Origin of the sequence: Streptomyces sp. NPDC048197 (genome assembly GCF_043202395.1) — a bacterium.
In the GTDB taxonomy this organism is placed as follows: domain Bacteria; phylum Actinomycetota; class Actinomycetes; order Streptomycetales; family Streptomycetaceae; genus Streptomyces; species Streptomyces siderophoricus.
The window spans coordinates 13,464-37,576 of record NZ_JBIDAJ010000023.1 but is presented as its reverse complement, the minus strand read 5'-3'; the positions used below and the strand labels follow the sequence as shown (position 1 = coordinate 37,576).

The following is a 24,113-nucleotide window of genomic DNA, read 5'->3' as shown; positions in this document are numbered from 1 at the left end:
AGAAGACATGGAGACGGGTGTGGAACTCGCCGGCCTGGCATCGGCGGCCGCGGCGCGCCTGATCGATCTGCTGACGACGGACGGCTGGGCCGCGGTCAAGTCCTCGGTCCTGTCGCTGTGGCGGTCCGCGCACCCGGAGCGCATCGAGGAGGAACTCACCGATGCGCGCGGCGAGTTGCTCCAAGCACAGCAGACGGGCGACGGCCAGGAGCTCCAGGGGCTGCTGGTCGCCGAGTGGCAGGCCCGCATCAGCAGGCTGATGGCCGCGCGGCCGGACGCCGTCAACGAGCTGCGCGCGCTGTTCGGCGAGGAACCGCGCGCTGCCGGAACCCCGGAACAGCAGATCACGGGCTCGATGACGCTGGAGGCACACGTCTCCGGCGGCGACGCGTTCCTGGCCGGCCGGGACATGACCGTCACCAGGGGCGGACAGGCGTGACGGAACGCAGCACCGGTGCCCCGCCCCCCGACGGGCCGCCCCTCTGGCAGCCGAAACGGCAGGAGGCGAGCGCGACCGGCGGCGGCAGCGTCTTCCAGGCCGGCCGCGACCTCCACGTGCGCCTCGGCGAGGAGGGGCGCAGAACCGTCCCCGGCCCCGGCGCCGACCAAGTACAGTGCCCGTACCCGGGCTTGGCCCCGTTCGACGCATGGCACAAGCAGTGGTTCTACGGCCGTGAGCGAATGGTTCACCTCGTGTGCGAGCGGATGGACGCCCGGATGCGTGAGGGCGGCCCGCTGGTGCTGATCGGCCCCTCGGGAGCCGGGAAGTCGTCCCTGCTCGCGGCCGGGGTGCTACCGGCCCTGGACGAAGGCCGGCTTCCGGTGGCGGGTTCGAGCACCTGGCCGCGGCTGCTGCTGACCCCGACGGCACACCCGGCCCTGGCACTGGCGGCCGCCGCCGAGCTCGACGCCGAGACGGCCCGGCACACGGCACCGGCGTGGCGGGCCGATCCCGCACGCTGCGTTGCCGAGCTGCGCGAGATCACCGGAGCCGGCGATCCGGCGCCCGCCGGGGAGTCCCCCTCCACGGGCCTGGTCGTCGTGGTCGACCAGTTCGAGGAGGTCTTCACGGCCTGCGGCGACGAGACCGAACGGCAGTGGTTCATCGACGTGCTCGACCGTCTGGCCCGGCCCGCGGGCGGTGCGGTCGTGGTGCTGGGAGTGCGCGCGGACTGCTATGCCGCGTGCACGGCCCATCCGCAGCTCCGGGCGGCGCTCCGGGCCGGACCGGTCCTGTTGGAGCCGATGACGGAGGACGAACTCAAGGACGCGATCCGCCGCCCGGCCGACAACGTGGGACTCGACGTCGAAGACGGCCTGGTCGAGGTGCTGCTGGCGGACCTGGGCGCGGTTGGGGGACCGGTCGGTACGAGCACCACGGGCCGGCTGCCGCTGCTCGCACACGCGCTGCGGGCCACCTGGCAGCAGCGCCACGGCCATACGCTCACCGTGGACGGATACCGCGTCACCGGCGGCATCCAGGGCGCCATCGCCACCACGGCGGACAGGCTCTACGACAGTCTGCCGCCGCCCTGTCAGGAGGCCGCACGGTGGGTGTTCCTGCGGCTCGTCATCGTGGGGCGCGACGCCGACGACAGCCGCCGGCGCGTCCGGTACGACGAGTTGCTGCGGCACGCGCCGGACCGGGAAGCGGCCGTCAGGGTCCTGGACGACTTCACCCGCGGCCGGCTGCTGACCCGGGACCAGGACACGGTGGTGATGACACATGAGGTGCTCATCCGCGCCTGGCCCCGGCTGCGGGGCTGGATCGAGCACGACCGCAGCGGAAACCTCGTACGACAGGATCTGGAAGAGGCGGCCGAGCTCTGGGAACAGGCCGACCGGGAGGTAGCCGCGCTGTACCGCGGCAACCGCCTGGAGGCCGCCCTTGCCTGGGCCGAAACGCACGGGCCGGAACTCAGCGGCGCCGCCCGGGCATTTCTGGCAGCCGCCCGCCACCACCAGCGGCGCGGGCAACGGCTCCGGCGCGCCGCGGTCGCCACCATCACCGCCCTGGCCGTGATCGCCTCGCTGGCCGCGGTGTTCGCCTTCCGGCAGGAGTCCAACGCCCTGCAAGCCCGCGACCAGGCCATCAACGCCGCCGTCACCTCCGCGTCCGTGCAACTGGCGCCGACCGATCCCTCGCTCTCCGCTCAACTCGCGCTGACCGCCTACCGCATGGACCCGACCCCGAACGCGGCGTCCCGGCTCATCACGACCGAGAACACACCGCTGGACACCCGGCTTCCGGGCCCGCGCGGCGCGGTGTACACCGTGGCCTACAGCCCCGACGGGCACATGCTGGCGGCCGGGAACGTCCACCAGAGGCTCGTCCGGCTGTGGGACGTCTCCGATCCCAGCCGTCCGGTGGCGCTGGGCCAACCCGTGCCCGTGGACCGTTCCGTCAATTCGATCCTGTCGCTCGCGTTCAGCCCGGACGGCCGGGTGCTGGCCGTCGGCGGCCACACCAGCCACAACGGCGACGCCGGTTCCGGCGGATTCGTCGACCTGTGGAGCCTGACCAGCCCCAGCCACCCGGTCCTGCTCGGCCGGCCGAAGAGCCCCGCCATTCAGGACTGGGACGCCATGGCCTCCATCGAATCGCTGGCGTTCAGTCCCGACGGCCGTACCCTGGCCGCCGGATGGCACTCCGGACTCGTCAGCCTGTGGAACGTCACCCGCCCCGACGACGTCAACCCCGCGGGAGCGCCCCTGAACCTCAAATGCCCCGACGTTTACTCCGGTCGCATCGCGTTCAGCCCCACCGGGCACACCCTGGCCGCCGCATGCGACGACGCCGCCGGCACGATCAGGCTGTGGAACACCGCCGACCCGGCCCACCCCGGCCGCGGCCCTTCCCTGAAGGCCGGGCATCACGTCAACTCCCTGGTATTCAGCCCCGACAGCCGCACCCTGGCCGCCGGATCCAGCGACAGCAAGGTCCACCTGTGGAAGGTCGCGGACCCCGGCCACCCCACCCCCCTGGGCAAGCCGCTGACAGGTCCCGCCCAGCCCGTCATGTCGGTGGCGTTCAGCCCGGACGGTCACACCCTGGCAGCCGGCAGCGCCGACCACACCATCCATCTGTGGAACGTCACCCACCTCGGGGCCATCGGCCCGCTGGGCCGGCCGCTGACCGGTCCCGGCGACGCGGTGACCGACGTGGTGTTCAGCCCGGACAGCCGCACCCTCGCCGCCGGGAACAGCGACGGCAACGTCGATCTGTGGAGTCTGCCGCCGACCCGGATCATCGGTGCCGGCGGCAATGTGGCGTCCGTGGCGTTCAGCCCCGACGGGCGCACCCTGGCCGCCGGAAACCAGAACAACACCGTCTCGCTGTGGAACACCGCCGACCCCCACCACCCCGCTCCCCGCGGTGATCCGCTCACCGGCCCCAAGGACCCTGTCAACGCCGTGGCGTTCAGCCCGGACGGGCGCACCCTGGCCGCAGGCGACAGCGGCGGCGCCGTCACGTTGTGGAACACCGCCGACCCCAGCCGTCCCGTTCGCCTCCCTGAGACCCTCAAGGGGGCGGACGGGCTCATCTTCTCCCTGGCGTTCAGCCCCGACGGTCACACCCTGGCCGCGGCCGGCGACAACGAGCGTGGCAGCATCGCCCTGTGGGACGTCAGCGACCCCGCGAAGCCCGAGGCCCAGCCCGGCATCTCCAATGACCACACGAGGTCCGTCGAGTCCCTGGCGTTCAGCCGCGACGGCACGATGCTGGCGGCCGGCGGCGACGGCAGCAACGGCACCGTCGGACTGTGGAGTACGACGGACCCCGGGGTCCGCATCGGGGAGCCGATCGGCCAGCCGACCGCCACCAGCACCTGGGTGGCGTTCAGCCCGGACGGCCGCACGCTCGCCACCGGGAACAGCCGCGGCACCGTCACCCTGTGGAATGCCACCGACCCCAACCACCTTACGCGCAGGGGCAGTCCCCTGACTGTGCCCGGCGGCAGCCTGGGGACGGTGGCGTTCAGCCCGGACGGGCACACCCTCGCAGCGGCCGGCCACACCGACAACGGCACCATCAACCTGTGGAACGTCACCGATCCCGACCATCCCACCCTCATTGGCCAGCCGCTGACCGTGGAGACCGGATTCGTCGACGTTCTGGCGTTCAGCCCGGACGGTCACACCCTGGCCGCCACCACCGACGACGGCGTGGCCACGCTCTGGGACCTGAAAGTCGAGTCCGCCATCAGCCGTATCTGTGCCGGGAGCTCCGGCGCCCTGAGCCGGCAGCAATGGAGCCGATACGTTCCCCAACTGCCGTACGACCCACCCTGCGTGACCACCTAGGCAGTTCCGTTGGGCCAGTCGGTCGTTGGTCCGGGTCTGGCATCAACTGATGTGCAGTGGGCGCGAATCGAGCCGTTGCTCCCGGACCGGTCGCCGAAGAGGGGCGGCCGCTGGCGGGATCACCGGGGGGGTGTTCGACGCGATCGCTTTAGTAGTCGGCTTCGGAAATCCTTCGGGGGTTGACGCCTCTTCTCCGGCTGTCAGACGTGGCTGCCACACTCTCCTCCCATGACGGCACCACCACCCTGGACCGATGACCTGTTCCCGTTCCCCACCCCACCCGCACTCGCCAAGGTGATCGACATCGCCTGGGAGGAGGGGTTCCTCACGACGGACCTATACGAGGAGGGCCTGTACGACGCTCCCCGCGTGCAGACCAGCTTTGCCCTGCCGTTCGACCTGTGCGAGGTACCCTTCGCACCCCAGGAGTGGGAGTACTGCTACGCGGGGGAAGCGTTCCGCCGGCACCACGTACCGTTCATGTCCGTGCCGGAACTCCTGCCCGCGGACCTTGGCACCGGCACCTGCGTCGGATGGGTGGTCCCTGCGCCGGAACTCGGACGCACCGACCATCCCGTTGCTTCATTCGGCCACACGGAGCCGGGCGTCATCGGCCGGAATACCCTGGACGGCCTCACCTTTCTGCTCTCCCTCGCCCTGCGCAGCGGAGGAGAGCGCCGTCGCACCCAGGTGGCACGTCTGTCGGCCGAACTGGGCATCCATCCCACCCCGGAGTACGGCCTTACCCCCGGCGGCCGCAGCGACGCGGAGGTCCCCCTCGATCTTGCGCCGCCGGCCGGCTGGCGCCACGAACCCGACCCGTCCGGCATCGGTGTCGGCGTTCTCGCACCCAACGACGCCTTCGCCGATGAGTATCCCGCCTTCACCCGGGACACTGACTTCATCCTGGCTGATGCCTCCCGGATGCTCGACGCGGGCTACCCGGCGAGCGCTCTTTTGGGACTCACCGCCGCCTACCACGAGGATGTAGGGCGCCTGCCGGACCTCCACCCCTTGTGGGCTCGCGCTTACGACGATCTCGGCCGCACGCTGCTCCGCGAACGTCTCGACGTCATGCTGTAAGACCACCCGGGCTAGCCTCGCACTTTGACGGAGTGGGGCGTCTGACGGGGGATCAACTAAACGGTCGGCTCCGGAAGTCCTTCGGGGGTTGACTCCGGAGCTGGTGTTGTGGCAGATGTCGGGGGCGGCGAGGTAGAGACCGCAGGCTCTGGCCGATAAGGTCCACTTCTGCTGATCGGCCTGCCTGCTTTGCGTATTGTCGCTGCCCACCTGATCTTGCTGACTGCCTCGCAGAGGCACCGGCTGAAGAAAGTGGCCTACAGCCACAAGACTCCCTACCAGGCCCGGATCCGCTCGCACATCGTGCTTCATGCGGCCAGGGGCCGTTCCCACGCGCGCATCGCCCGGCAGACCGGACTGCATGCGGACACCGTGCGGACCTGGCGGGGGCGGTTCGCGAGGGCGCAAGAGCGGCAGGGTCTTCTTCCGGAATACCAGTGAGGGGATGCAGACCGTCGCCAAGGCCGGCAAGGACAACGAACCCAAATGTCTTGCCGGAACATACTTCACCTGCCCTGATCTGGTGGTGACACACCGCCCTGGGGTGAAATGTTCGCGGCAGTAAGAGACATGGTTTCCAACGGGGACCACGCGATTTCTTTGCGGCGAGTCGAGTAGCAAATTCCTGAGAAGCGGATGCCCATCGAGGTAGCCCTTCGGTGGGCATCCGCTTGTTCTACCCCTGAACCACGAAACAGGCGTCCGTTCGGCCTGGCCTTTCTCGCGGCGATGCGGGATGACCAGGCCGGTCCCCTGGTAGCCGCCGTCCACGATCACCGTTGTCCTTCCAGCAGCGTCCTTCGCGCCGGACAGCTCCCATGCCTCCCTGACACCCACGGACGCGCCCTCTTTGGGTGCGCGTCTGTCGGGCCGGGGTGCGGGGCGCCGCCGTGTCGGCGGCGCCCCGCCGGGGTTCAGCCGACGCGCAGGGTCAGGGCCGCGGTGTGGAGCTTGCCACCGGTCTGGAACTGCAGGAACAGCCGCCAGTTGCCGGAGGCGGGCAGCTCGGCATGGAAGGACAGGTCCGGGCCGCCGTTGTCGCCGGTCACCTTGGTGGTGGGGTGGAGGTGGGCGAAAGCGGCGTCGCCTTCGTGGAAGGCGGTCAGGTGGGCGTAGGTGTCCAGGTAGGGCTCAAGGTCGGTGACGGGCTTGCCGTCCTTGGCGATCGAGACGGTCAGCGGGTGCGCCATGCCGGCCATGGGCTCGCCCTTGACGGTGACGGTGTACCCGTCGGCCTGTGTGCTGGTGGCGGGGGCGGGCAGCAGGGTCTTGGTGGCGTTTCCGGGCACGGTGACGGTGCGCGAGAGCACGAAGTCCTTGCCCTTGCCAGGCCCGGCATCGGGGGTGAAGGAGGCGAACAAGCGCCAGGAGCCCGGTGCGAGGGAGGACAGGTTCGCACTCCAGGTGCCGTCGGCGGACATGGTGGGGTGGATGTGCTGGAAGCCGGTCAGGTCAGAGCGGATGGCGTAGAAGTGCATCCGCTTGGTCTGGTCGAGGGCGAAACCGGTGACCGGCCGGCCGTCCGGGCCCGTGACCGTGAACCGATAGGCGGTCTGCTTGCCGGACGGCAGGGTCGCGTCCTTGGAGATGAGGCGGTAGCCGTCCCGGGTGTCGGACAGGCCGTTGCCGGAGGCCATGTGGTCCATGCCGGGCATGTCACCCATCGCTTGCGACGCGCTGGGTGAGGCGGACGCGGAAGACTTGCCGCCGTGGTCCGTGCCGGGCATGGAGGAGGAGTCGCTGGAGGAGGAGCCGCAGGCGGCCAGCGTCAGCGCGAGAGCGGCTGCGGCGCCGGTCGCTGCGAGGCCGCGGCGGCGCGCGAGGAAACGGTACGAGGTGACCATCGAAGTGGGATCTTTCCAGGTGGGCGCACCACACCGGTGGTGCGCGGAAACGAGCAGGACACGGTGCCGGTTTCCGGCCTGGGGCCGGGTCCGGCGCGCACCTGTCACGTCTGCGCGATGCACACCCGAAGAAGGACATCTCGTCCGCCACCCGGTGGCCCGCGCCGCCCTCTCCCGCCGGCCGCTGCCCGCAGTCGGGTCAGCGTCCACAGGGCTAGTCCGGCGGCACCCGCCACGACGAGCAGGCTGGGCGCAGGCAGGGGGGTCCGCTCGTGCGGGGCAGTCGACACGCACAGCGCTCCGGGCATCCCGGAGACGTCGGCGGCCCGAACGGCGGGGCCGGGACCGTGCCCGGTCGGCGCGTGGGCCGTGGGCAGTGCAGCGGTGTCGTGGCCACTGGTCATCGGCGAGGTCGCGGTCTTGGCGCCGTGGCAGCCCTCCGCGGCCGTGGCCGGGGCTCCGTGCATGAGGAAAAGCCCGAACAGCACCGCGCACACTGCCAGCAGCCGGGCGACGCCCCGCGTGCCTGCCTGTGCGCCGTCCACGGCCATGCCCCTTCCTTTTCGTTCAGTCGGGCCGTGCGACTATACCCCGGCAGGGTATCGACTGCGCGAGCTGGGTTCCCGAGGTGTACCCCCTGAGGACGGCCTGCTCAACGACTGGCCGGCACCTGCCACTCCCCGCCGTGGAGGCCGGACGAGCACGCTGCCTCCGGGGCGCCGGCCAGGCCCAGCCCCTTTTCGGGGACCCGCCCCGCCACGGGCGCTGTGGAACGGACCCGTCCGGTAGTCCGCTAAAGCCGCGGGCCGCGCGCCTCGATCCGGTAGTCGAAGGCGGCACCGCCGACGCCGACCTGGGTCACCCCGCCGTCGACGGTGAGGGTGGCCCCGTTGACGTAGGACGAGGCGGGCGACAGCAGCCAGTCGATCGCCTCGGCGACCTCCTCCGGATCACCCGGCCGCCCGGCGGGAGTCAGTCGGTTCGCCTCCTCGTACGCCGCCTCGGCACCGCCCGCCAGCCCCGCCTCCGCCGCGAACCGCGCCATCCGCTGGTCGGCCATCTCCGTACGCACCCAGCCCGGGCACACCGCGTTGGCCCGCAACCCCTGCGGCCCGTAGTCGACGGCGAGGGAGCGGCAGAGGTGGAGCAAGCCTGCCTTGGACGTCGCATAGGCGGCGTTGCCGACGCTGTTGCGGAGCGCGGCGACCGAGGCGACCGCGACCACCGCGCCGCGGGCCGCCAGCAGATGCGGCAGTGCGGCACGCAGCAACAGGAACGGGCCGGTGAGGTTGGTCTGTATCAGCTCTTCCCAGTCCTCGACGTCGGTGTCGCCGACCGCGCCGCCCCGCCCGATTCCGGCGTTGAGCACCACACCGTCGAGTCTCCCGTAGGCCGTCACCGTCGTCTCGACGAGCTCGCGCACGGCCGCGGGGTCGGCGGCGTCGGAAGGGTGGGCCAGCGCTCCGGTCTCCTCGGCCACCCGGCGCAGCGGCTCGGGTCGCCGCCCGGAGATCACGACCTGGTGCCCGGCGGTGCGCAGCAGCCGGGCGGTGGCGGCCCCGATCCCCGTTCCCCCGCCCGTCACCAGGACAACACGCTGTTCCGACATGCTCGTTCGCCTCCGAAGGTGGTCAACTTCCGGTACCCCGCACGGCGAGCATACGAAGCGCCGGCACCGCCGAGCCGACCGGGCGCAGCCGCCGTCGGCACCACGAGTGGATGCGGGTGAGGAATGACCGCGGCGAAGGGCAGCGGCGATCACTGATGTGCGGGTGGGGGGCCCGAGACCTCAGCCCACGAGGGCCGGTGCTTGTGGTGCCGGAAGGGTCCGGGTCCGTAGTGCCCACCGGGTGAGCGGCCGGGTGGCGAGGCCGCAGAGTGCGAGGATGATGCCCAGTACCACCCAGCCGGGCCGGCCCCATTGGAGGCAGAGGGCGGTGAGCACGACCGGCGCCGCCGCACGTACCGCGCCGTCAGCCAGATTGAAGGCTCCCTGGTACTGCCCTTGGGCGTGTTCCGGGGCCAGCGTGAAGCTGATCTCGAACGCCCCTGCCGCCAGGCCGAGTTCACCCGATGACAACAGGAGCACGCCGACGAGCAGCAGGGCAGCGGCGATGGGTGCGGAAGTCCCGGCGGCGAGGGCGAGCACGGTGCAGCCGGCGAGAGCCAGACACCCTGCGCCGCGGAGCGCGGTGGAAGCGGGCAACGGGCCCCGCACCCACCGGGTCGCCCTGACCTGGAACAGGACGACCACTGCCGTATTCACCACCAGCAGTGCGGAGAGCCACCACCGCGGCGCCGCGGTGTGCGACACCAGCCAGAGCGGCAGGACCAGGGACACCACGTCGTACTGGAACGCGATGACCCCGCACAACAGCGACAGGGCGAGGTACGGCCTGTCCCGCATGGCCTCCATGCGTGGCGCGCCGGGCGGGCGTGGGACCGGCTCGACGGACGGGATCTTGAGCAGCAGGCTTGCCGCGGCGAGGAAGCTCAGTCCGTTCGCCAAGGTGAGAAGGGTGTAGCCCGTCGTCGAGTCGAGTTGGAGCGCGATGCCGGCCGCGGCGGCGCCGATGCCCATGCCGAGGTTGGTGACGGCTCGGAGATGGCTACGGACTCGGGTGCGTTCTCCGGGCTCGCTGATCCGTGCGATGAGGGCGCCGCCGACTGCCTGGGCGCCGCGTTGGCCGATGGCGGCGACGGTGACCAGTGTGAGGAACACGGCGAAGGAGTGGGTCATCGGGAACAGGAACATCGCGGTCGCCTGGACAGCTTGGGTGGCGACGTACAGTCCCCGGGGGCCGACGCGATCGGCCACCGCGCCGAAGGGGAGTCCCGACAGGATGCCGGCGACCGTCGCGAGGGCGAGGCCGCTGCCCACGGCCGACACGCTCAGCCCGACGACGCGGGTGAAGAACAGCATGCTGCCGGCGAGATAGAGGCCGCTGCCGACGGTGGTGACGAAGCTGGCGATCGTAAGAAAGCGGACCGGGCCACGCACGGCATTGCTGTTCATATACGCCTCTGCGGGGCGCTGTTGTTCTGCTGGTGGCACACGGCGCTTTCTTTCGGTTCGGGTTCGGATGCCTGGTTGTTCCGGGACAGGTTCCCGGGCCTCACGGGGGTGCGCGCCGGCGCTTCTTGCGGCGGCGGCACCCGGCCGGGCTCTCGGCCGAGAGGCGACATCGGGCCAGGTGGTGGCCGGACGGTGAGAGGCAGCGGTGGAACCGCCGCAGAACTTTCCCTCGCGAGCTGCTAACGGCAGGCCAGTTGCTCGCGCAGGGCCGACAGACACTCGGCTCGATAGGCCTCCAGCCCCGGTGCCGCCGCCTGCTTCCTGCGGTTGAACTCACCGGTGTTCACCCAGGTGACGATCAGGTCCGCCAGGGACGGAATGCCGTTGTAGCGGGCCGTCATCCCGTCGATATGGCCGCTCAACGGATAGAAGGCGGGCAGGAGCGAGGGAAGGCCGAACCGGACCATGTCATTGACGTTGCCCGTGACACAGGTCCGGCCGCGTGTCTCGACGATGCCGTTGCGTGTGAGGTATTCGGAGACCGGAAGAATGAGGAAGTCGGCCTCCGACAGCGTCCGGTCGAACTCCTCCTGGGCGACGTAACCGGGGTGATCCCGCAGATCGACCGAGGGAGCGACCGCCTTCCTTGCCGTTTCGACGGCAGCCTTGGTCTCCTCCGTGGAGTGCTCTCCCAGAAAGTCGACGCGCAGTCGCTTCGTCAGCCGGGGGGCGGCGAGTTCCAGTGCGGACAGCACCTCGGCGTGGTCCCTGCCGGAATACAGCCTTCCCGGAACGCAGCACCGCACCTCGTCCCGTACGAACTCCCTGGGCGGATGCTGCGGGTAGGCGATGTTGATTGCGCGGCCCCGCAGCGGGTCGCCGGCCTTCCTGAGTCGGATGTCCGGGAGAAGGACACCCGCCGCGCCGTCGAGAACGAGCTTCGCGATGGCCGCGCTCGGCCGCTTGTCGTCCGACGAGGTGAACGTGTTGAGGTTGTGCACCAGGCAGTGCCAGATGGGTCTCATCGTGCGCGCATTGCACAGCAGGTCGCACAGGGCGTCGATCGGGGTGATGAGGATCAGGTGATCCTGTGCACCGATCGAGGACTTGCACTGCTCCAGGAATTCCGCGTAGGGCAGATCCGGGGGACACACCTGCCACTCGACTGCCGAGGATGCGACGGCCTCTGAGGCCTCGGCGCAGAAGGGGTTGGTGTAGACGGTCGGGTTCGCCCCGAGAGCAATGACTTGTCGTATGAGACTGTCGAGGACCTCACTGTGTGCGCTGAGCTCGATCAGGCCGATCTTCATCGAGGTGTCTCCGTCAGTGGTGAGCGCCCTGCGGGATCAGTGGCTGCGAAAGGAGCTGACGCCGTGGTGCAGCGCCGGGGAACATGGACCGTCTGTCCGTCATGCCGCAGGGCCGGGCCGGGATTCTGGCAGTGCTCACGCCGACGGAGGAAGCTCTTCCAGCAGGAGTCCTTGCTCGACCAGCAGCCGTAGCAGGGGGGCGATGTCTTCGGCCGGGTCGAATCCGGGGGCCCATTCGATGGCTTCCGCGAGGGTGAACGACTCGCGGCGCAGGAGATTGTCGATGAGCTCCGGGGGAGCGCCGTCGAGGGTGATTTTTCTTGTGCCGAACTGGAGACGGTGCTGTTCGGACTCGGCATCGTAATCAACCTTGACGGGGTTGAACTGTGCTCGCCGCAGACGTGTGTCGGCCTTCGTGGACAGGGGATGAAACCCGGACTGACTGGGGAGACCGACCTCCCGGTGGCGGCTGTCCTGGGTGGTCAGATGATTGGCGAGGTACGCCTTCACCAATTGCTCGTCGCCGGCCAGCGCGACGAGCCTGTCCATCAGACCCCGTACGTGGTCGGCGAGTTGGGCCGTGTCACCTCGGACGACGGGCGGCAGATTGCGCCGCCACTCCTCCTCGTCCATCAGCTCGTCCGCGAGCCACTTCAGCCAGTAGACGCCGGTGCGGCAGGTCACGCCCAGCGTCAGGTGCAAAGAGGGTTCGTCACCGGCCACTGCGTAGTGCCAGTGGCCCCGTGGAATGTAGAGCACGTCCCCCGGACGGAGTTCGGTCTCGATGTACGGGGGGCCCTTGGGTTCGCCTGTGTCGACGGAGACGTTGTTGTATTTGTCGAGCGGGTACTTGTACGTCTCCTCGGAGACGACCCATCGCTTCGTCCCCTCGATCTGCAGGATGAAGACCTCATGGTCGTCGTGGTGCTGGTCGAACCCCTGCTGCTCGGGCCAGGAGCAGTACATGTTGACCTGGCTCCGGTGGCCGATCGCACGCTCGACCGCCGTCGCCAGCTCGGCGATGGCGGGTATCCGCCGCTGCAACTGATTGATGATCAGGGTGTAGCCGTCCTGGCAATGCTTGATCCACTCATCGGCCGTCTCGGGCTGGCCGGAGATCTTTTTGCCTATCGCCGCCAGGCGGATTTCTTCGCCGAACCGGAGGCGATGGAAATTGAGCAGGTGGTTGAGCTGATCCCAGGAGAAGAGTGAACGGAAACGGTCCCGGTCCTGCCCACGTAAGATGACGCCCCGGGTTGTCCAGTTTTCGCGAAGAAATTGATCGAGGGGCATCGGGTCAAGCAGGGATTCGAGATCGAACACGCCATTCCTCACGGTTTAAGGGGAGTGCCCGGTGACTCCAGGAGCCACCGGGCGGGTCAGGACAGTGACTTGACCCCTGCCCTTACACGTCCTTCTGGTCGACCTCGAGGTTCGGCACGCTCTTGACCTGGGCCGTCTTCACTGTCTCCACGGAGAATCCAATCCGCTTCGGCCGAGGGGCCGCGTGCGTCCCGCTCTTGGGTGCTACGGAAACCTTGGTCATCGATGTCTCCTCGAGTAGGGAACTTCCTCTCCATTCCTACTACTTTTTGTCCATAACTGCGGGAAACGTGTGAAGGATCACGGGCGACAAATCGAGCCATAGCCTTCGGGTACTTGCCAATCATCGGCAACTGTGCGCTGTGAGGGGTGGGGTACTGATCGTTTCCGAATGCGGTACCGACAGTGGCCTCAAGTGGATGGCGGAGCGGGTGACTTCGAGAGGCCCTTGGTGGCGGGCCGGCGTGTATCCCCGCGCTGGTCAGGGCCGCCAGGATCAACACTCGATGCTGCCGGCCGCGAGTTCGCCGCGCGCCGTCTCATCGTCATGACGTGCGGGGGAGACCCCGCGGAGCCGACGGGCGTCACCCAATGTCGTGCGGGTTGTCTCCACGGAGATTGGCGGATACCAATGTCAACAGCCCGGAACCCGTAGGTGCGGTGCGCTTCCAACGGGGTAATGCGCTGCTTCACCGGATTGACCTACGGGGGTGGAGGTCAAGGGCGAGGGCAGGCAGGGGCCTTGACCCCTGATCTTGGACACACGAGACGCTGGATCCTGAGGATCTGAGAACGGACATCTCATGCGTCGGTGGTTGGTATGGGCAAGCGGAACCCTCAACAGTGGTTGGTTGACGCTGAGTTGTGGCCGAGAATTGAGCCGTTGCTGCCCTCGTCACCTGATGGTCGGCGGCTGGGGCGGAAGAAGGCACTGGAGGACCGCAAGGTCCTGTGCGGCACCTTGTTCGGCCTCTGCACCGGCATCCGGTGGGAGTGGCTGCCTGGTGAGCTTGGGCTGGGCTCGTGATGACCTGCTGGCGGCGGCTGCGGGACTGGAACAAGGCCGGGGTCATGCAGCGCTGCATGAGGTGCTGCTGGACGAACTGCGGGTCATCGACCGTCTGGACCTGTCGCGGGCGGTGATCGACAGCTCCCACGTCCGGGCGCTCAAGGGCGGCCCAAAACCGGAGGGAGCCCGGTCGACCGGGGCCGGCGGAGCTCCAAGCACCACGTCATCTGCGACGCCAGCGGCATCCCGCTGGCGGTGACGCTGACTGGCGGCAACCGTCATGACCGCACCCAGCTGATGCCGCTGTTGGAAGCGATCCCGTCCATCCGCGGCAAGCGTGGCCGGCCCCGCAAGCGACCAGAGGAGGTCTATGCCGACCGAGGCTATGACCACGACTGCAACCGCCGCCAGGTCTGGGCTCAAGCCCGGCATCGCCCGGCGCGGCACTGAGCATGGCTCCGGGCTGGGGACCAAGCGATGGGTCGTGACCTGAGGTCGTAGTAGGCCCGAGGCAAGGCTTACAACTTCATCGCACACCCTCCGCAGTTGGGCTAACAGGCACTGTCTTCGTCGTCCGGGGGGACGTCTTGTGTGCGGTGGAGGTCGAGGTAGTAGCGCTCAGGGGTGGCGTTGTTCTGCCAGGCGCGTTTGAGGCTTTCTGGCTCGGTGTGCTCGGTCAGGGTGCGGTTGTAGTAGTTGCGTGTGGCGTTTCGGCCGGTCCACCAGGCGTGGCCTTCGTAGACCCCGGGGCGGGGGAGATCCATGGTTCCTGCGGGACCGAAGGTGAGTTGGTTGATGACCAGGCAGGCGGTGGCGGACTCGATGGTCACGGGGGTGGAGCCCTCGGAGTCCTTGGGTGGTGCTTGTGGCTGATCCCAGATGCGGATGGTGACGTCGACCTTGATGTCGGGTTGCAGGCTGTGCAGGTACAGGTGGTGGCCGTTGCCGGCTACCACCTGCTGGCGTGATGCCTCGGCTGCGGTGCTGTCGTCGAGGTAGGCGTCGGCGTCGTAGACCTCCACGAGACCGTGTGCGGGTCGGGCTTTAACGGTGTGTTCGGCGAGCAGCGCCACAGTGTCTTCCTTGGGTTAGCTCGTAATATTTACGAAGGAGGGATCGCCGTCGAAGGATCCGGTTCGCGGTGTACACGGAGTTGAGTCGACGGCCGCCGGTTTCGTTGTCCGTGCCGTCAATGAGCCGGAGAGCAATGCTCAAGACCTGTGGATCGGCCTCGGCAGGGGTGCCTCGCGGAACGCAGAGGGCGTACCTTCCCGAGTGATCGACTTCTGGTCATCGCGTAGGTCCGCGTTGGCGCGCGGGTCGGGAAGGCACGCCCGTGCTCAGCGTAGGCAACAACGACGGAACCACCGAGACCGGCTCCCTGATGGACGACATCGTCCGCGAGGGCGCCCGGCGGATGCTCGCCGCGGCCCTGGAAGCCGAAGCCAACCAGTACATAGCCGAGTTGGCCGACCAGCGTGACGAAGCCGGTCGCCGGCTGGTGGCCCGCAACAGCCACCACCGCGAGCGCACCGTGACCACGGCTGCCGGCCCGGTCCCGGTCAAGGCGCCGCGCGTGAACGACAAGCGCGTCGACGCCGCCAGGGGTGAGCGCGAACGGTTCTCGTCGAAGATCCTGGCTCCCTGGTGCCGGAAGTCCCCGAAGATCAGCGAGGTCCTTCCCCTGCTCTACCTGCACGGACTGTCCTCCGGCGACTTCGTGCCCGCCATGGAACAGTTCCTCGGCAGCCCAGCCGGGCTCTCGCCGGCCACCGTGACCCGGCTGACCAAGCAATGGAGTGACGACCACGCCGTCTTCCAAGCCCGCGACCTGTCGGAATCCGACTACGTCTATATGTGGGCCGACGGGGTTCACCCCAAGATCCGCCTCGGCCAGGCCCGCTTTTGCGTCCTGGTCCTCATGGAAGTGCGCGCCGACGGCCGCAAGGAGCTCGTCGCGCTCGCCAAAGGCTGCGCGAGTCCACCGAGTCCTGGGCCGACCTGCTACGTGACTGCCGACGGCGCGGCATGCGAGCCCCCGAGCTCGTGGTCGGTGACGGCGCGATGGGCCTATGGCGGGCTCTTACGGAGGTGTTTCCGCAGGCCAGGCACCAAAGGTGCTGGGTTCACAAAACCCGGAACCTGGTCAACGCCCTGTCGAAGTCGGCCCAGCCCGGAGCGAAGAAGGCATTGCAGGAGATCTACAACGCCGAAGACCGTGACCACGCCGAGAAGGCGGTCAAGGACTTCGATCGCGCCTACGGCGCGAAGTGGCCCAAGGCGGTGAAGAAGGTCACCGACGAGACCGATGAACTCCTGGCGTTCTACGGCTTCCCCGTCGAACACTGGGTCCACCTCAGGACGACGAACCCGATCGAATCCACCTTCAGCTCCGTCAAGTTGAGGACCCGGGTCACCCGCAGAGCTGGCAGCCCCGCAGCGGCCCTGGCCATGGTGTTCAAGCTCGCCGAGTCCGCCCAGGCCCGCTGGCGCGCGATCACCGCACCACACCTCGTCGCCCTCGTCCGCAACGGCGCCACATTCCAGAGCGGCTACCTCGTCGAGCGTCCCGAGGTGAGCGCAGCATGACCAGGCACGGGAACCGTCCACTGCTCTTCCTGGACGTCGACGGGCCGCTCCTGCCGTTCGGTGACGGCCCGCAGCGCGTTCTGGCGGGCACCGCATCGAACTCGCATCTGGCGCGGCTCGACCCGCAGATCGGGCCGCGGCTCGCGGCGCTGCCGTGCGACCTGGTCTGGGCCACCACCTGGGAAGAAGAGGCCAATTTCGAGCTGGCACCGCGGCTCGGCCTGCCGCAGCTGCAGGTCGTGAACTGGCCAGAGCCCTCAGCCGCCCACGAACACGAAGACCAGTGGTTCGGGCTCCACTGGAAGACCCGAACCCTCGTCGCGTGGGCGGACGGACGCCCGTTCGCCTGGGTCGACGACGAGATCACCGACGCCGACCGAGACTGGGTATCCACCCACCACCCCGCACAGGCGATCCTCCATCATGTCGCGTCGTCCCGCGGCCTCACCCACCAGGACTTCGCAGTCCTCGATCAATGGCTACAGCTGGCTTCAGGTTCTCCGCGATGATCCACAGGATTTGACAGTTACTCCTGGCCGCGAGATCTCTTCCGGGTTCTTGCCTGGGATGGACCGGGGGTCAGAAGAGGGCTCAAGGGCGGGTACCGGTCGGCCGATGGCGCTGGCATGGAAACGCGTTGTCTCGTCGCCGCTCGCTGTCTTCTGTATCGCTGTCTGTCCGGGATGGTTACCGGGGGCTTGGCTGTCCTGTGGGTGGCGGTGCCCGTGGCCCCAACTGTGGCGGCCGCGGCCACCTTTTCGCCGTGCCTGGCGGCGACTGCGGACGGGGACGGTCTGCGGGCGCTGTTCGGATCGGAGAACCGGCTGATCCGTACGCGCGAGCAGGTGGTCGCGGTGACGTTCAACGCGGCCTGGAACGACGCAGGCCTGGACCGCGTCCTCGGTGGGCTCGACCGTCGGCATACGCCGGCCACGTTCTTCCTGACTGGCGATTTCGCCGACCGCTACCCGCAGGTCGTGAAGAGGATCGCGACCGGCGGGTACGGGTTGGGCAACCACTCCTACAGCCACCCCCACTTCAAGGACCTGACAGCGGCAGGGGTGCGTCGCGAGGTCCGGGCAGCGGACCGGGCCCTGCGCGCGGCCGGTGCAGGACGGGCCCTGACCCCGTTCTTCCGGTTCCCCTACAGCGAGACCACTCCTGCCCTGATCAGCGAGGTCAACGGGTACGGCTTCGCGGACATCGAGTTCACCACGGACACCAACGGGTGGATGGGCCTCGGGGGCGGCATGAGCGTCGACGGCGCGGTGCGCAGGGCCCTTGACGCCCTGCGCCCTGGGGCGATCCTGCAGATGCACGTCGGCGACCGCGAGGGCGGCACGGACGTGATCGACGCCCAGGCCCTGCCACGGATCCTCGATGCAATCGCCGCCCGTGGATACCGCGTCGTCGACCTCCGTACTCTCCTCCCACGGGCGATCCATCACCTCGGGAGCCGGTGATGGTCGGGCGCTTTCAGGCACCGTTGGGGCCGGGCGCACTCCCAAGACCTCTTTCCGCGCTCGACGCGCGGGGCGGCCGGGGAAACCAGGGTGGAGGTGCGCGGTGGAGTGTGCTGCGGGCCTGCGTCTCACCGGCAGCACGCTTAACCGCAGAGCCACACCCCCTGAGAACCTGCCGTAGGGCCCCAACGACGGGGGTGCGACGTCACGCCTCAGGCGTGAGAGCCCAGAGAATTCGGGCCGACTACGACACCGGCGCGTCTGCGAGCTGGACTGCCAGGGTTCACCCCGCTCTTCGGCACGGATCGCCAGGCGGACGGGGCCGGCACGCAGATCGATCCGTACGACCGCAGTCTGCCAGTCGGGCGGGGCGAGTCCTCCGGGGACGCGTGCGGGAAGGCGACGCGGTCCTAGCGGGCGTTACTCGGTGACGGCCCCACCTTGAGGGCGATAAACCTCCAGCCGCCGCTCCGCGCCCGGCGCCGGGTGGTCGAGCACCGCGTGCGGCCGGGCGGCGACGTGCACTCCACGGATCAGCACCGGCCACAGGCGGGCCGGGATTCGCGGGTCCCCGGTTCACCTCCGCTCGCGCGGAGAGCACGTAAGCGCGCGGCACCCAGGAGCGTTTGGACCCGGTTCACCTCCGCCTGCGCGGAGAGCACCCTTCGCGACCTGCCCGCCGCCGCGGGATCCGCTGCACCATCCCGGACAGGGCCGACCAGGCACGCAACCGTCAGAGGCTGGGCTCTCATGGCGGCCGGCCGCCGCGCTTTGACCCGGTTGACTACCGCGAGCGCCATGCGGTCGAGTGCGGGATCAACCGCCTCAAGAGGCACCGTGCTGTCGCACGCGCTATGACAAGCTCGCGGTCCGCTATGAGGCGACCGTCCTCGTCGCGGCCATCAACGAGTGGCTGTGACCACACACGCGCACTGCCTTGTCGTTAACCCGTTGCCCCGGAGCCGATTGGCCAGCTAGGTTCGCCCAGCCGCCTGCATCGGTGCAGGCCGGCGCTGTCGACGAGGAGGTGTGGAGCACATGCGCAGGAGTGCCCGGGAATTGAGCTCGCGTACTGACCTTTGCCACCTCCTCACGACGGAGACACCTTGTCCCTTCGCATCACCCCACTGACCGACCCCGCTCACGGGCCGCACGGCCGGCGTCTTGCCTGGCTGGCGTCGGGCGCGGATTCCATCCCTGCCGGGGCGGCCTTTTTGCGACTGTTCGATGGCGGACAAGAGCACCTGGCCGAGCTCGACCTCCGTGTTCATCCTGCGGAGCGCCGCAAGGGCGTCGGCTCCCGGCTCCTCGACAGCGTCGTGGCCACCGCCCGGGACAACGCCCGACGCTGCGTCGTCGCGCAGGCAGAAGCTGGATCGCCCGGCGACCACTTCCTGGCAGCGCGCGGTTTCCGCAAGGTCCTTGCCCTGAGGTACACCTGCTTGCCGCTGGCCGACGTGGACACCGCCGTCGTCACCGAGATCATCGAACGTCCGCATCCCGGCTACCGGCTGATGTCATGGAGGGGAACCGTCCCCGACGACCTCGCCCAGACGTTCGCCGCCTCCCGCCGCGCCATGGACGACATGCCCATGGACGACACCGACTACGGCATCGTGACCTGGGACGTGGACCGCGTGCGGGCCGCGGCGAAGGCCGTCGAACAGCGCGGCGACCATCTGCACACCGTCGTCGCCATTGACACCTCCAACGGCTCGATCGCCGGGTTCACGGAACTCGTCATCCCCGGCAACGGCGCAGGTGACGGCCAGCACTACGGCACCGGTGTGCTGTCCGAGCACCGTGGTCACGGCCTCGGCCGGTGGATGAAGGCCGAGTCGATCCGACAGGCCCGTAGGGACTATCCGGACCTCGGTGGCCTCCTGACCGACACCGCCGACAGCAACGCGCACATGCGACGGATCAACGACGGTCTCGGCTACACGCCCACACACACGACACACCAGCATCAGCTCGACCTCTAGCAGAGAGCGGACGGGCCGGACCGGGGCATCACCCCGCCCGGCCTGTCCGCGCTTTCGATACACGGCCTAGCGGCGTTCAGCGGGCACTGGGTGCGCAGGGCGGTGAGGCAGTCCGCGGCCCGGCGCTGCGGGTCGGTGTCGGTGCTGGTCCAGGCGATCCGGGCGTCCGGCCGGATGAGGACTGCGGTGACGTCCCGCCAGATTGGGTCTGCCGTGGCGGTGTTGACGGTGGCCGCCCGCTGTTCCAGGCCGTCCGCGGAACACGGTGTGGGGGTCCTGCCGAGGTCCAGCAGCAGTGGCCGGCCGTGGTGCATCAGCGGGTGGGCGGTGGGTACGCCGGCCGCGTCCAGGGCGAGGCCGGCCAGTCGGGTGCCGTTGAGGGGGTGCGCGCCGGGTGTGGTGTTGGCGGGGTGCGGGTCGTCGAAGCCGGCGATCCGGCGGGCCCACTGTCGGTTGGTCCGCGGTTCGGCGAGCGCGGCGGACCAGACCTCGCGCAGTGCGATCTGCTCCGGGCTCGCCGCGGCGAACAGGGCGAGCTGCGCGCGGGTGTTTTCGATGACGGCGCGGGCGGCCGGGCGGCGTTCTGTGTCGTAGCTGTCGAGCAGTCCGTCGGGGGCCCGGCCCTGGAGGGTGGCGGCCAGCTTCCAGCCCAGGTTGGTGGCGTCCTGGATGCCGACGTTCATGCCCTGCCCACCTGCGGGGAAGAACATGTGTGCCGCGTCCCCGGCCACCAGCACCCGTCCGGCCCGGTACCGTGCGGCCTGGCGGGTGGCGTTGCCGTAGCGCGACAGCCACCGGGGGTTGCCGATGCCGAGGTCCCGTCCCAGGAGCGCCCGGGTCTGCTCGCGCACCTCCTCCAGGGTCAGCGGTTCGCCGGTGCCGTGGTGCATGGTGGCCGTGGACAGGCCCGCCAGTCGGTGGACGCCGTTGCCGATCGGGGCCGCCAGGAACGAACCGGTCGGCCCGGTGGCGGCGAGCGGCGCGGTGGGCGGATCGTCGAGTTCGACGTCGGCGAGCCAGCCGGTCAGGGTGGTGTCCTGGCCGGGGAAGTCGATGCCGGCTGCCTGGCGCACGGCGCTGCGGGTGCCGTCGCAGCCCACCACCCAGTGGGCCCGAACGGTCCGATGGGTGCCGCCGGCCCGGATCACCACCTCGACGGCGTCCGGCCCCTGGGTGAGCGAGACGACCTCCTCCCCACGCAGGACTCGGGCGCCCACGGCGAGTGCGTGTTCCTCCAGGAGCTGCTCGGTGACGGACTGGCCGAGCGACAGCATGAACGGGTGCACCGCCCCGACTGTGGAGAAGTCCAGCCGGGTGGTCGCCGCGCCGAAGTGGCCGGTCGGCACCGGGGTGCCGCGTTCGATGAACCGCTCCGCGAGGCCGCGGGTGGCGAAGGTGTCCAGCGTGCCGGCCTGCATGCCGACCGCGCGCGACCGTCCGTCCGGTACCGCCCGGCGCTCCACGACGGTCACCTCCACCCCGTGCAGGCGCAACTCCGCGGCGAGCCAGAGCCCCACCGGACCGGCCCCGGCGATGAGCACGTCGAGCATGACAACCGCTTCCTCTCACTTTTGGGACGATGCGCCACGACGGCGGCGCGTCGATGCGCCGGCCCAGGGGCAGCCTCGTGGCGTCAGATGGGCAGTGCCGCTCAGCGGGCGCTGCCGAGGTTCCGGTCGGCGTCGGCGCCTTCGAGCATGAGGGTGGTCTCCTCGATGCGGCGGAAGCGGCCGTCGGGGGCGAACTCGCCGAAGAGGTAGACCTCCATGCGGACGGTGGAGCCGTCGGTCTTGATGACCTCCATCGTGTGGCGGTCGGCGTAGCGGTCGCCGGACGAGAGCTCGTCGTGCACCTCGACCGAGCCGCCGGCGACGACCGTACGCAGGTGGGCTATGTGGGCGAGGAACTCGGTGCGATCCGCCCAGTTTCCGTCGGTGCGCTGGCGGTAGTCGGGGGTGAAGTGCCGGTCGGCGGCCTCGTCGAGGTCGAGGCCCGGGGTGAGGAGCAGGTCGGTGAGGGCGGCGCGGGCGTCGGTGTGGGTGCTGACGGTGGTCATGACGGTCCTCTGGGGTCGCGTTTCGACAGAAAGTGCGTGCGTCGAGCACGCATATGCACCGTACTGCAGATTGCGTGCGTCGCGCACGCTAACCTCGGGTCATGCCCGAGGATGTAGGACACGAGATCGCCGAGGCCCTGGGAACTCTGCTCAAGCGAGGCACCCGGGCACATCTGTACGCGCGCCTGACCGACGGCCTGGGCGAGGCGGTGGACGAAACCACCTACCCCGTCCTCAGCGGGCTCGCCCGGACCGGCCCGCGCAACGCTGCCAACCTCGCGGGCGAGATCGGTCTTGACCGCTCCGTCGTCACCCGCCGCGCCACCCGCCTGGAGGAAGCCGGTCTGCTGTGCCGCGAACCCGACCCCGACGACCGCCGCGCCACCCTGCTCGCCCTGACCGAAACCGGACACCAGGCGGTGCAGACCACCCGGCAGCGCCTCGCCACGCTCATCGAGGCATCCCTCGCCTCCTGGCCGCCCAAGGAGGCGCAGAGCTTCGCCCGCCAACTCCACCGCTTTGTCACCACCAGCCCGTTCGCGGAATCATGACGCCGGCACGCGAGGCGCGAGCGGCAGGAACCGCTGTCCACCGTGAAGTTTATGGTGCAGACCCTCGCCGCCCCCCCCCCGGCGAACTCCAGTGCGAGCCATCGCTGACGAGGCTCGCTCTGTCCAGCCCGCGCTTCCGCCTGGGCCGACTTCGGCCGCACCAACAGCGGCCCCCGAGAGGAATCCGTGAGTATGACCGGCATCGCGTTGCTGGACCCGACGTGTCCGCCAGCGCGGAAGTCACATGCCCGCTCACCCGGATGTCCGCGTGTCCGTGGACGGTCGACTGAGATCGGTGACCGGCGTCACATCCGGATCCTGTCAGCAATCGGTGCGCGGTCTCGTTCATGGGGCACGCGAACAAGACAGGAGCAACGCCATGAAGCACCGCATCGTCGTACTCGGCGCGGGATACGCCGGGGCCTTTGCCGCCGGAAGCCTGGCCCGCCGGCTCTCGCCCGCCGACACCGAGATCACCGTCGTCAACGCTGAGCCCGACTTCGTCGAGCGGATGCGGCTCCACCAGCTCGCGATCGGCCAGGACTTCGCGGCCCGCAAGCTCGCCGACGTATTCGCAGGCACCGGGGTGCGGCTGCGCCTGGCACGCGTCACCGGTGTCGATCCCGAGCGCAGGACCGTTGCGGTGACCGGCGAGCAGGGCGACGGTGAGCTCGCCTACGACACGCTTTTCTACGCGCTCGGCAGCTCCGTGGCCCATCGTGGCGTTCCCGGCGTGGCCGAGTACGCCTTCGATGTGACCGGTCGGCCCTCGGCGCTGCGTCTGCGCGAGCGGCTGGCCGGCCTGGGCGAGGGCGGCACCGTGTTGGTCGTCGGTGAGGGGCTGACCGGCATCGAGACCGCCACTGAGTTCGCCGAGTCCCGCCCCGACCTCTCGGTGGCGCTCGCGGCCCGCGGCGAGCTGGGCGCCTGGCTCTCCCCGAAGGCCCGCCGCCACCTGCGCCAGGCTTTCGACCGGCTCGGCATCACCCTCCACGAGCACACCGGAATCGAAGCCGTCGAGCCGACACAGGCGATCGCCGCCGACGGTACGTCCATCCCGGCCGACGTGACGGTGTGGGCGGCCGGATTCGCCGTGCACCCCATCGCGGCCGCCAGCGGCCTGGAGGTTGCCGAAACCGGCCAGATCGTCGTCGACCGCACCATGCGCTCGGTCTCGCACCCGGACGTCTACGCCGCCGGTGACTGCGCCTACGCGATCGGCGACAACGGCCGGCCGCTGCCGATGTCCTGCGCCTCGGCCGGCTTCACCGGCATGCAGGCGACCGCCGCGATCATCGCGCGTCTGACGGGCAGCAAGGTAGCGACCACCGGGCTGAAGTACTACGGCAACCACATCAGCCTCGGGCGGCGGGACGCCATCGTCCAGATGGTGGGCGAGGACGTCCGCTCGAAGTCCTGGTACCTGGGCGGCCGGACCGCCGTACGCTTCAAGTCGGGTGTGCTCAAGGGGTCCGGGTGGAGCGTCGCCCACCCGACCTTCGGCATGCCCAAGCGCAGGCGCCGCCTGGCCACCGGGCCCGACCGGGCCGGTGTGAGGGTCGCCGCATAGGCTCCTTTG

18 protein-coding genes and 3 pseudogenes are annotated in these 24,113 nt (G+C 69.5%); 11 read left to right on the top strand and 10 right to left on the bottom strand.

Annotation, left to right across the window (positions count from 1 at the left end):
• The first annotated feature begins 7 nt into the window (after positions 1-7).
• The 4 genes from ACGF4C_RS26675 to ACGF4C_RS26660 all read left to right on the top strand — a co-directional run bounded on the left by ACGF4C_RS26675 (position 8) and on the right by ACGF4C_RS26660 (position 5,829).
• Complete coding sequence (locus ACGF4C_RS26675; RefSeq protein ID WP_393569334.1) at positions 8-439, top strand: hypothetical protein; 432 nt, start codon at positions 8-10, stop codon at positions 437-439.
• On the top strand, positions 436-4,305 hold the full coding sequence (locus tag ACGF4C_RS26670) for a hypothetical protein (protein WP_393569333.1): 3,870 nt from the start codon (positions 436-438) through the stop codon (positions 4,303-4,305). Before ACGF4C_RS26675 ends, ACGF4C_RS26670 begins: the two co-directional genes overlap by 4 nt.
• Before the next feature lie 228 nt (positions 4,306-4,533).
• Positions 4,534-5,388 (top strand): hypothetical protein, encoded by an 855-nt coding sequence (locus tag ACGF4C_RS26665; RefSeq protein ID WP_393569332.1) that lies wholly within the window; start codon positions 4,534-4,536, stop codon positions 5,386-5,388.
• 252 nt (positions 5,389-5,640) lie between these two features.
• Positions 5,641-5,829, top strand: coding sequence for a helix-turn-helix domain-containing protein (locus tag ACGF4C_RS26660; RefSeq protein ID WP_393569399.1), 189 nt, complete (start codon positions 5,641-5,643; stop codon positions 5,827-5,829).
• Positions 5,830-6,093: 264 nt separating this feature from the next.
• Here the strand turns inward: ACGF4C_RS26660 and ACGF4C_RS26655 are convergent.
• From ACGF4C_RS26655 to ACGF4C_RS26625, 7 genes and pseudogenes are all read right to left on the bottom strand, one after another.
• Positions 6,094-6,213 (bottom strand): annotated as a pseudogene (locus ACGF4C_RS26655) (IS5/IS1182 family transposase); the annotation flags it as partial.
• Between the two features lie 89 nt (positions 6,214-6,302).
• Complete coding sequence (locus ACGF4C_RS26650) at positions 6,303-7,232, bottom strand: hypothetical protein (protein WP_393569331.1); 930 nt, start codon at positions 7,230-7,232, stop codon at positions 6,303-6,305.
• 104 nt (positions 7,233-7,336) lie between these two features.
• Entirely contained in the window at positions 7,337-7,783 is a 447-nt protein-coding gene (locus ACGF4C_RS26645; RefSeq protein ID WP_393569330.1) for a hypothetical protein, read from the bottom strand.
• A gap of 242 nt (positions 7,784-8,025) precedes the next feature.
• Positions 8,026-8,841: an SDR family NAD(P)-dependent oxidoreductase gene (locus ACGF4C_RS26640; protein WP_393569329.1), complete on the bottom strand. Its 816-nt coding sequence runs from the start codon at positions 8,839-8,841 to the stop codon at positions 8,026-8,028.
• A 180-nt stretch (positions 8,842-9,021) separates the two neighbouring features.
• Complete coding sequence (locus ACGF4C_RS26635) at positions 9,022-10,248, bottom strand: MFS transporter (RefSeq protein WP_393569328.1); 1,227 nt, start codon at positions 10,246-10,248, stop codon at positions 9,022-9,024.
• Positions 10,249-10,487: 239 nt separating this feature from the next.
• The gene (locus tag ACGF4C_RS26630) at positions 10,488-11,558 is read right to left on the bottom strand and encodes a hypothetical protein (RefSeq protein WP_393569327.1); all 1,071 of its coding nucleotides are present in this window, start codon (positions 11,556-11,558) and stop codon (positions 10,488-10,490) included.
• A gap of 135 nt (positions 11,559-11,693) precedes the next feature.
• Positions 11,694-12,881, bottom strand: a complete 1,188-nt coding sequence (locus ACGF4C_RS26625) for a cupin domain-containing protein (protein ID WP_393569326.1) — start codon at positions 12,879-12,881, stop codon at positions 11,694-11,696.
• A gap of 820 nt (positions 12,882-13,701) precedes the next feature.
• Here ACGF4C_RS26625 and ACGF4C_RS26620 point away from each other — a divergent pair.
• Positions 13,702-14,377: pseudogene (locus tag ACGF4C_RS26620) on the top strand (IS5 family transposase); the annotation flags it as partial.
• A 64-nt stretch (positions 14,378-14,441) separates the two neighbouring features.
• Here ACGF4C_RS26620 and ACGF4C_RS26615 read toward each other — a convergent pair.
• Positions 14,442-14,963 (bottom strand): hypothetical protein, encoded by a 522-nt coding sequence (locus ACGF4C_RS26615; RefSeq protein ID WP_393569325.1) that lies wholly within the window; start codon positions 14,961-14,963, stop codon positions 14,442-14,444.
• Between the two features lie 311 nt (positions 14,964-15,274).
• Here ACGF4C_RS26615 and ACGF4C_RS26610 point away from each other — a divergent pair.
• The 4 genes and pseudogenes from ACGF4C_RS26610 to ACGF4C_RS26595 all read left to right on the top strand — a co-directional run bounded on the left by ACGF4C_RS26610 (position 15,275) and on the right by ACGF4C_RS26595 (position 19,927).
• Positions 15,275-16,479, top strand: a pseudogene (locus ACGF4C_RS26610) (IS256 family transposase).
• Positions 16,476-16,988 (top strand): HAD domain-containing protein, encoded by a 513-nt coding sequence (locus ACGF4C_RS26605; protein WP_393569324.1) that lies wholly within the window; start codon positions 16,476-16,478, stop codon positions 16,986-16,988. Before ACGF4C_RS26610 ends, ACGF4C_RS26605 begins: the two are co-directional and overlap by 4 nt.
• A 216-nt stretch (positions 16,989-17,204) precedes the next feature.
• Entirely contained in the window at positions 17,205-17,942 is a 738-nt protein-coding gene (locus ACGF4C_RS26600; protein WP_393569323.1) for a polysaccharide deacetylase family protein, read from the top strand.
• Positions 17,943-19,048: 1,106 nt separating this feature from the next.
• The gene (locus tag ACGF4C_RS26595) at positions 19,049-19,927 is read left to right on the top strand and encodes a GNAT family N-acetyltransferase (RefSeq protein ID WP_393569322.1); all 879 of its coding nucleotides are present in this window, start codon (positions 19,049-19,051) and stop codon (positions 19,925-19,927) included.
• On the opposite strand, the gene ACGF4C_RS26590 is transcribed toward ACGF4C_RS26595, so the two are convergent.
• Entirely contained in the window at positions 19,924-21,477 is a 1,554-nt protein-coding gene (locus ACGF4C_RS26590; protein ID WP_393569321.1) for an FAD-dependent monooxygenase, read from the bottom strand. The two genes, ACGF4C_RS26595 and ACGF4C_RS26590, sit on opposite strands and share 4 nt — an antisense overlap.
• Before the next feature lie 101 nt (positions 21,478-21,578).
• The gene (locus ACGF4C_RS26585; RefSeq protein WP_393569320.1) at positions 21,579-21,983 is read right to left on the bottom strand and encodes a nuclear transport factor 2 family protein; all 405 of its coding nucleotides are present in this window, start codon (positions 21,981-21,983) and stop codon (positions 21,579-21,581) included.
• 101 nt (positions 21,984-22,084) lie between these two features.
• On the opposite strand from ACGF4C_RS26585, the gene ACGF4C_RS26580 reads away from it, so the two are divergent.
• On the top strand, positions 22,085-22,534 hold the full coding sequence (locus ACGF4C_RS26580; RefSeq protein ID WP_393569319.1) for a MarR family winged helix-turn-helix transcriptional regulator: 450 nt from the start codon (positions 22,085-22,087) through the stop codon (positions 22,532-22,534).
• A gap of 379 nt (positions 22,535-22,913) precedes the next feature.
• A complete protein-coding gene (locus ACGF4C_RS26575; RefSeq protein WP_393569318.1) occupies positions 22,914-24,104 on the top strand; it encodes an NAD(P)/FAD-dependent oxidoreductase in 1,191 nt (396 codons plus the stop codon).
• Positions 24,105-24,113: the final 9 nt, after the last annotated feature.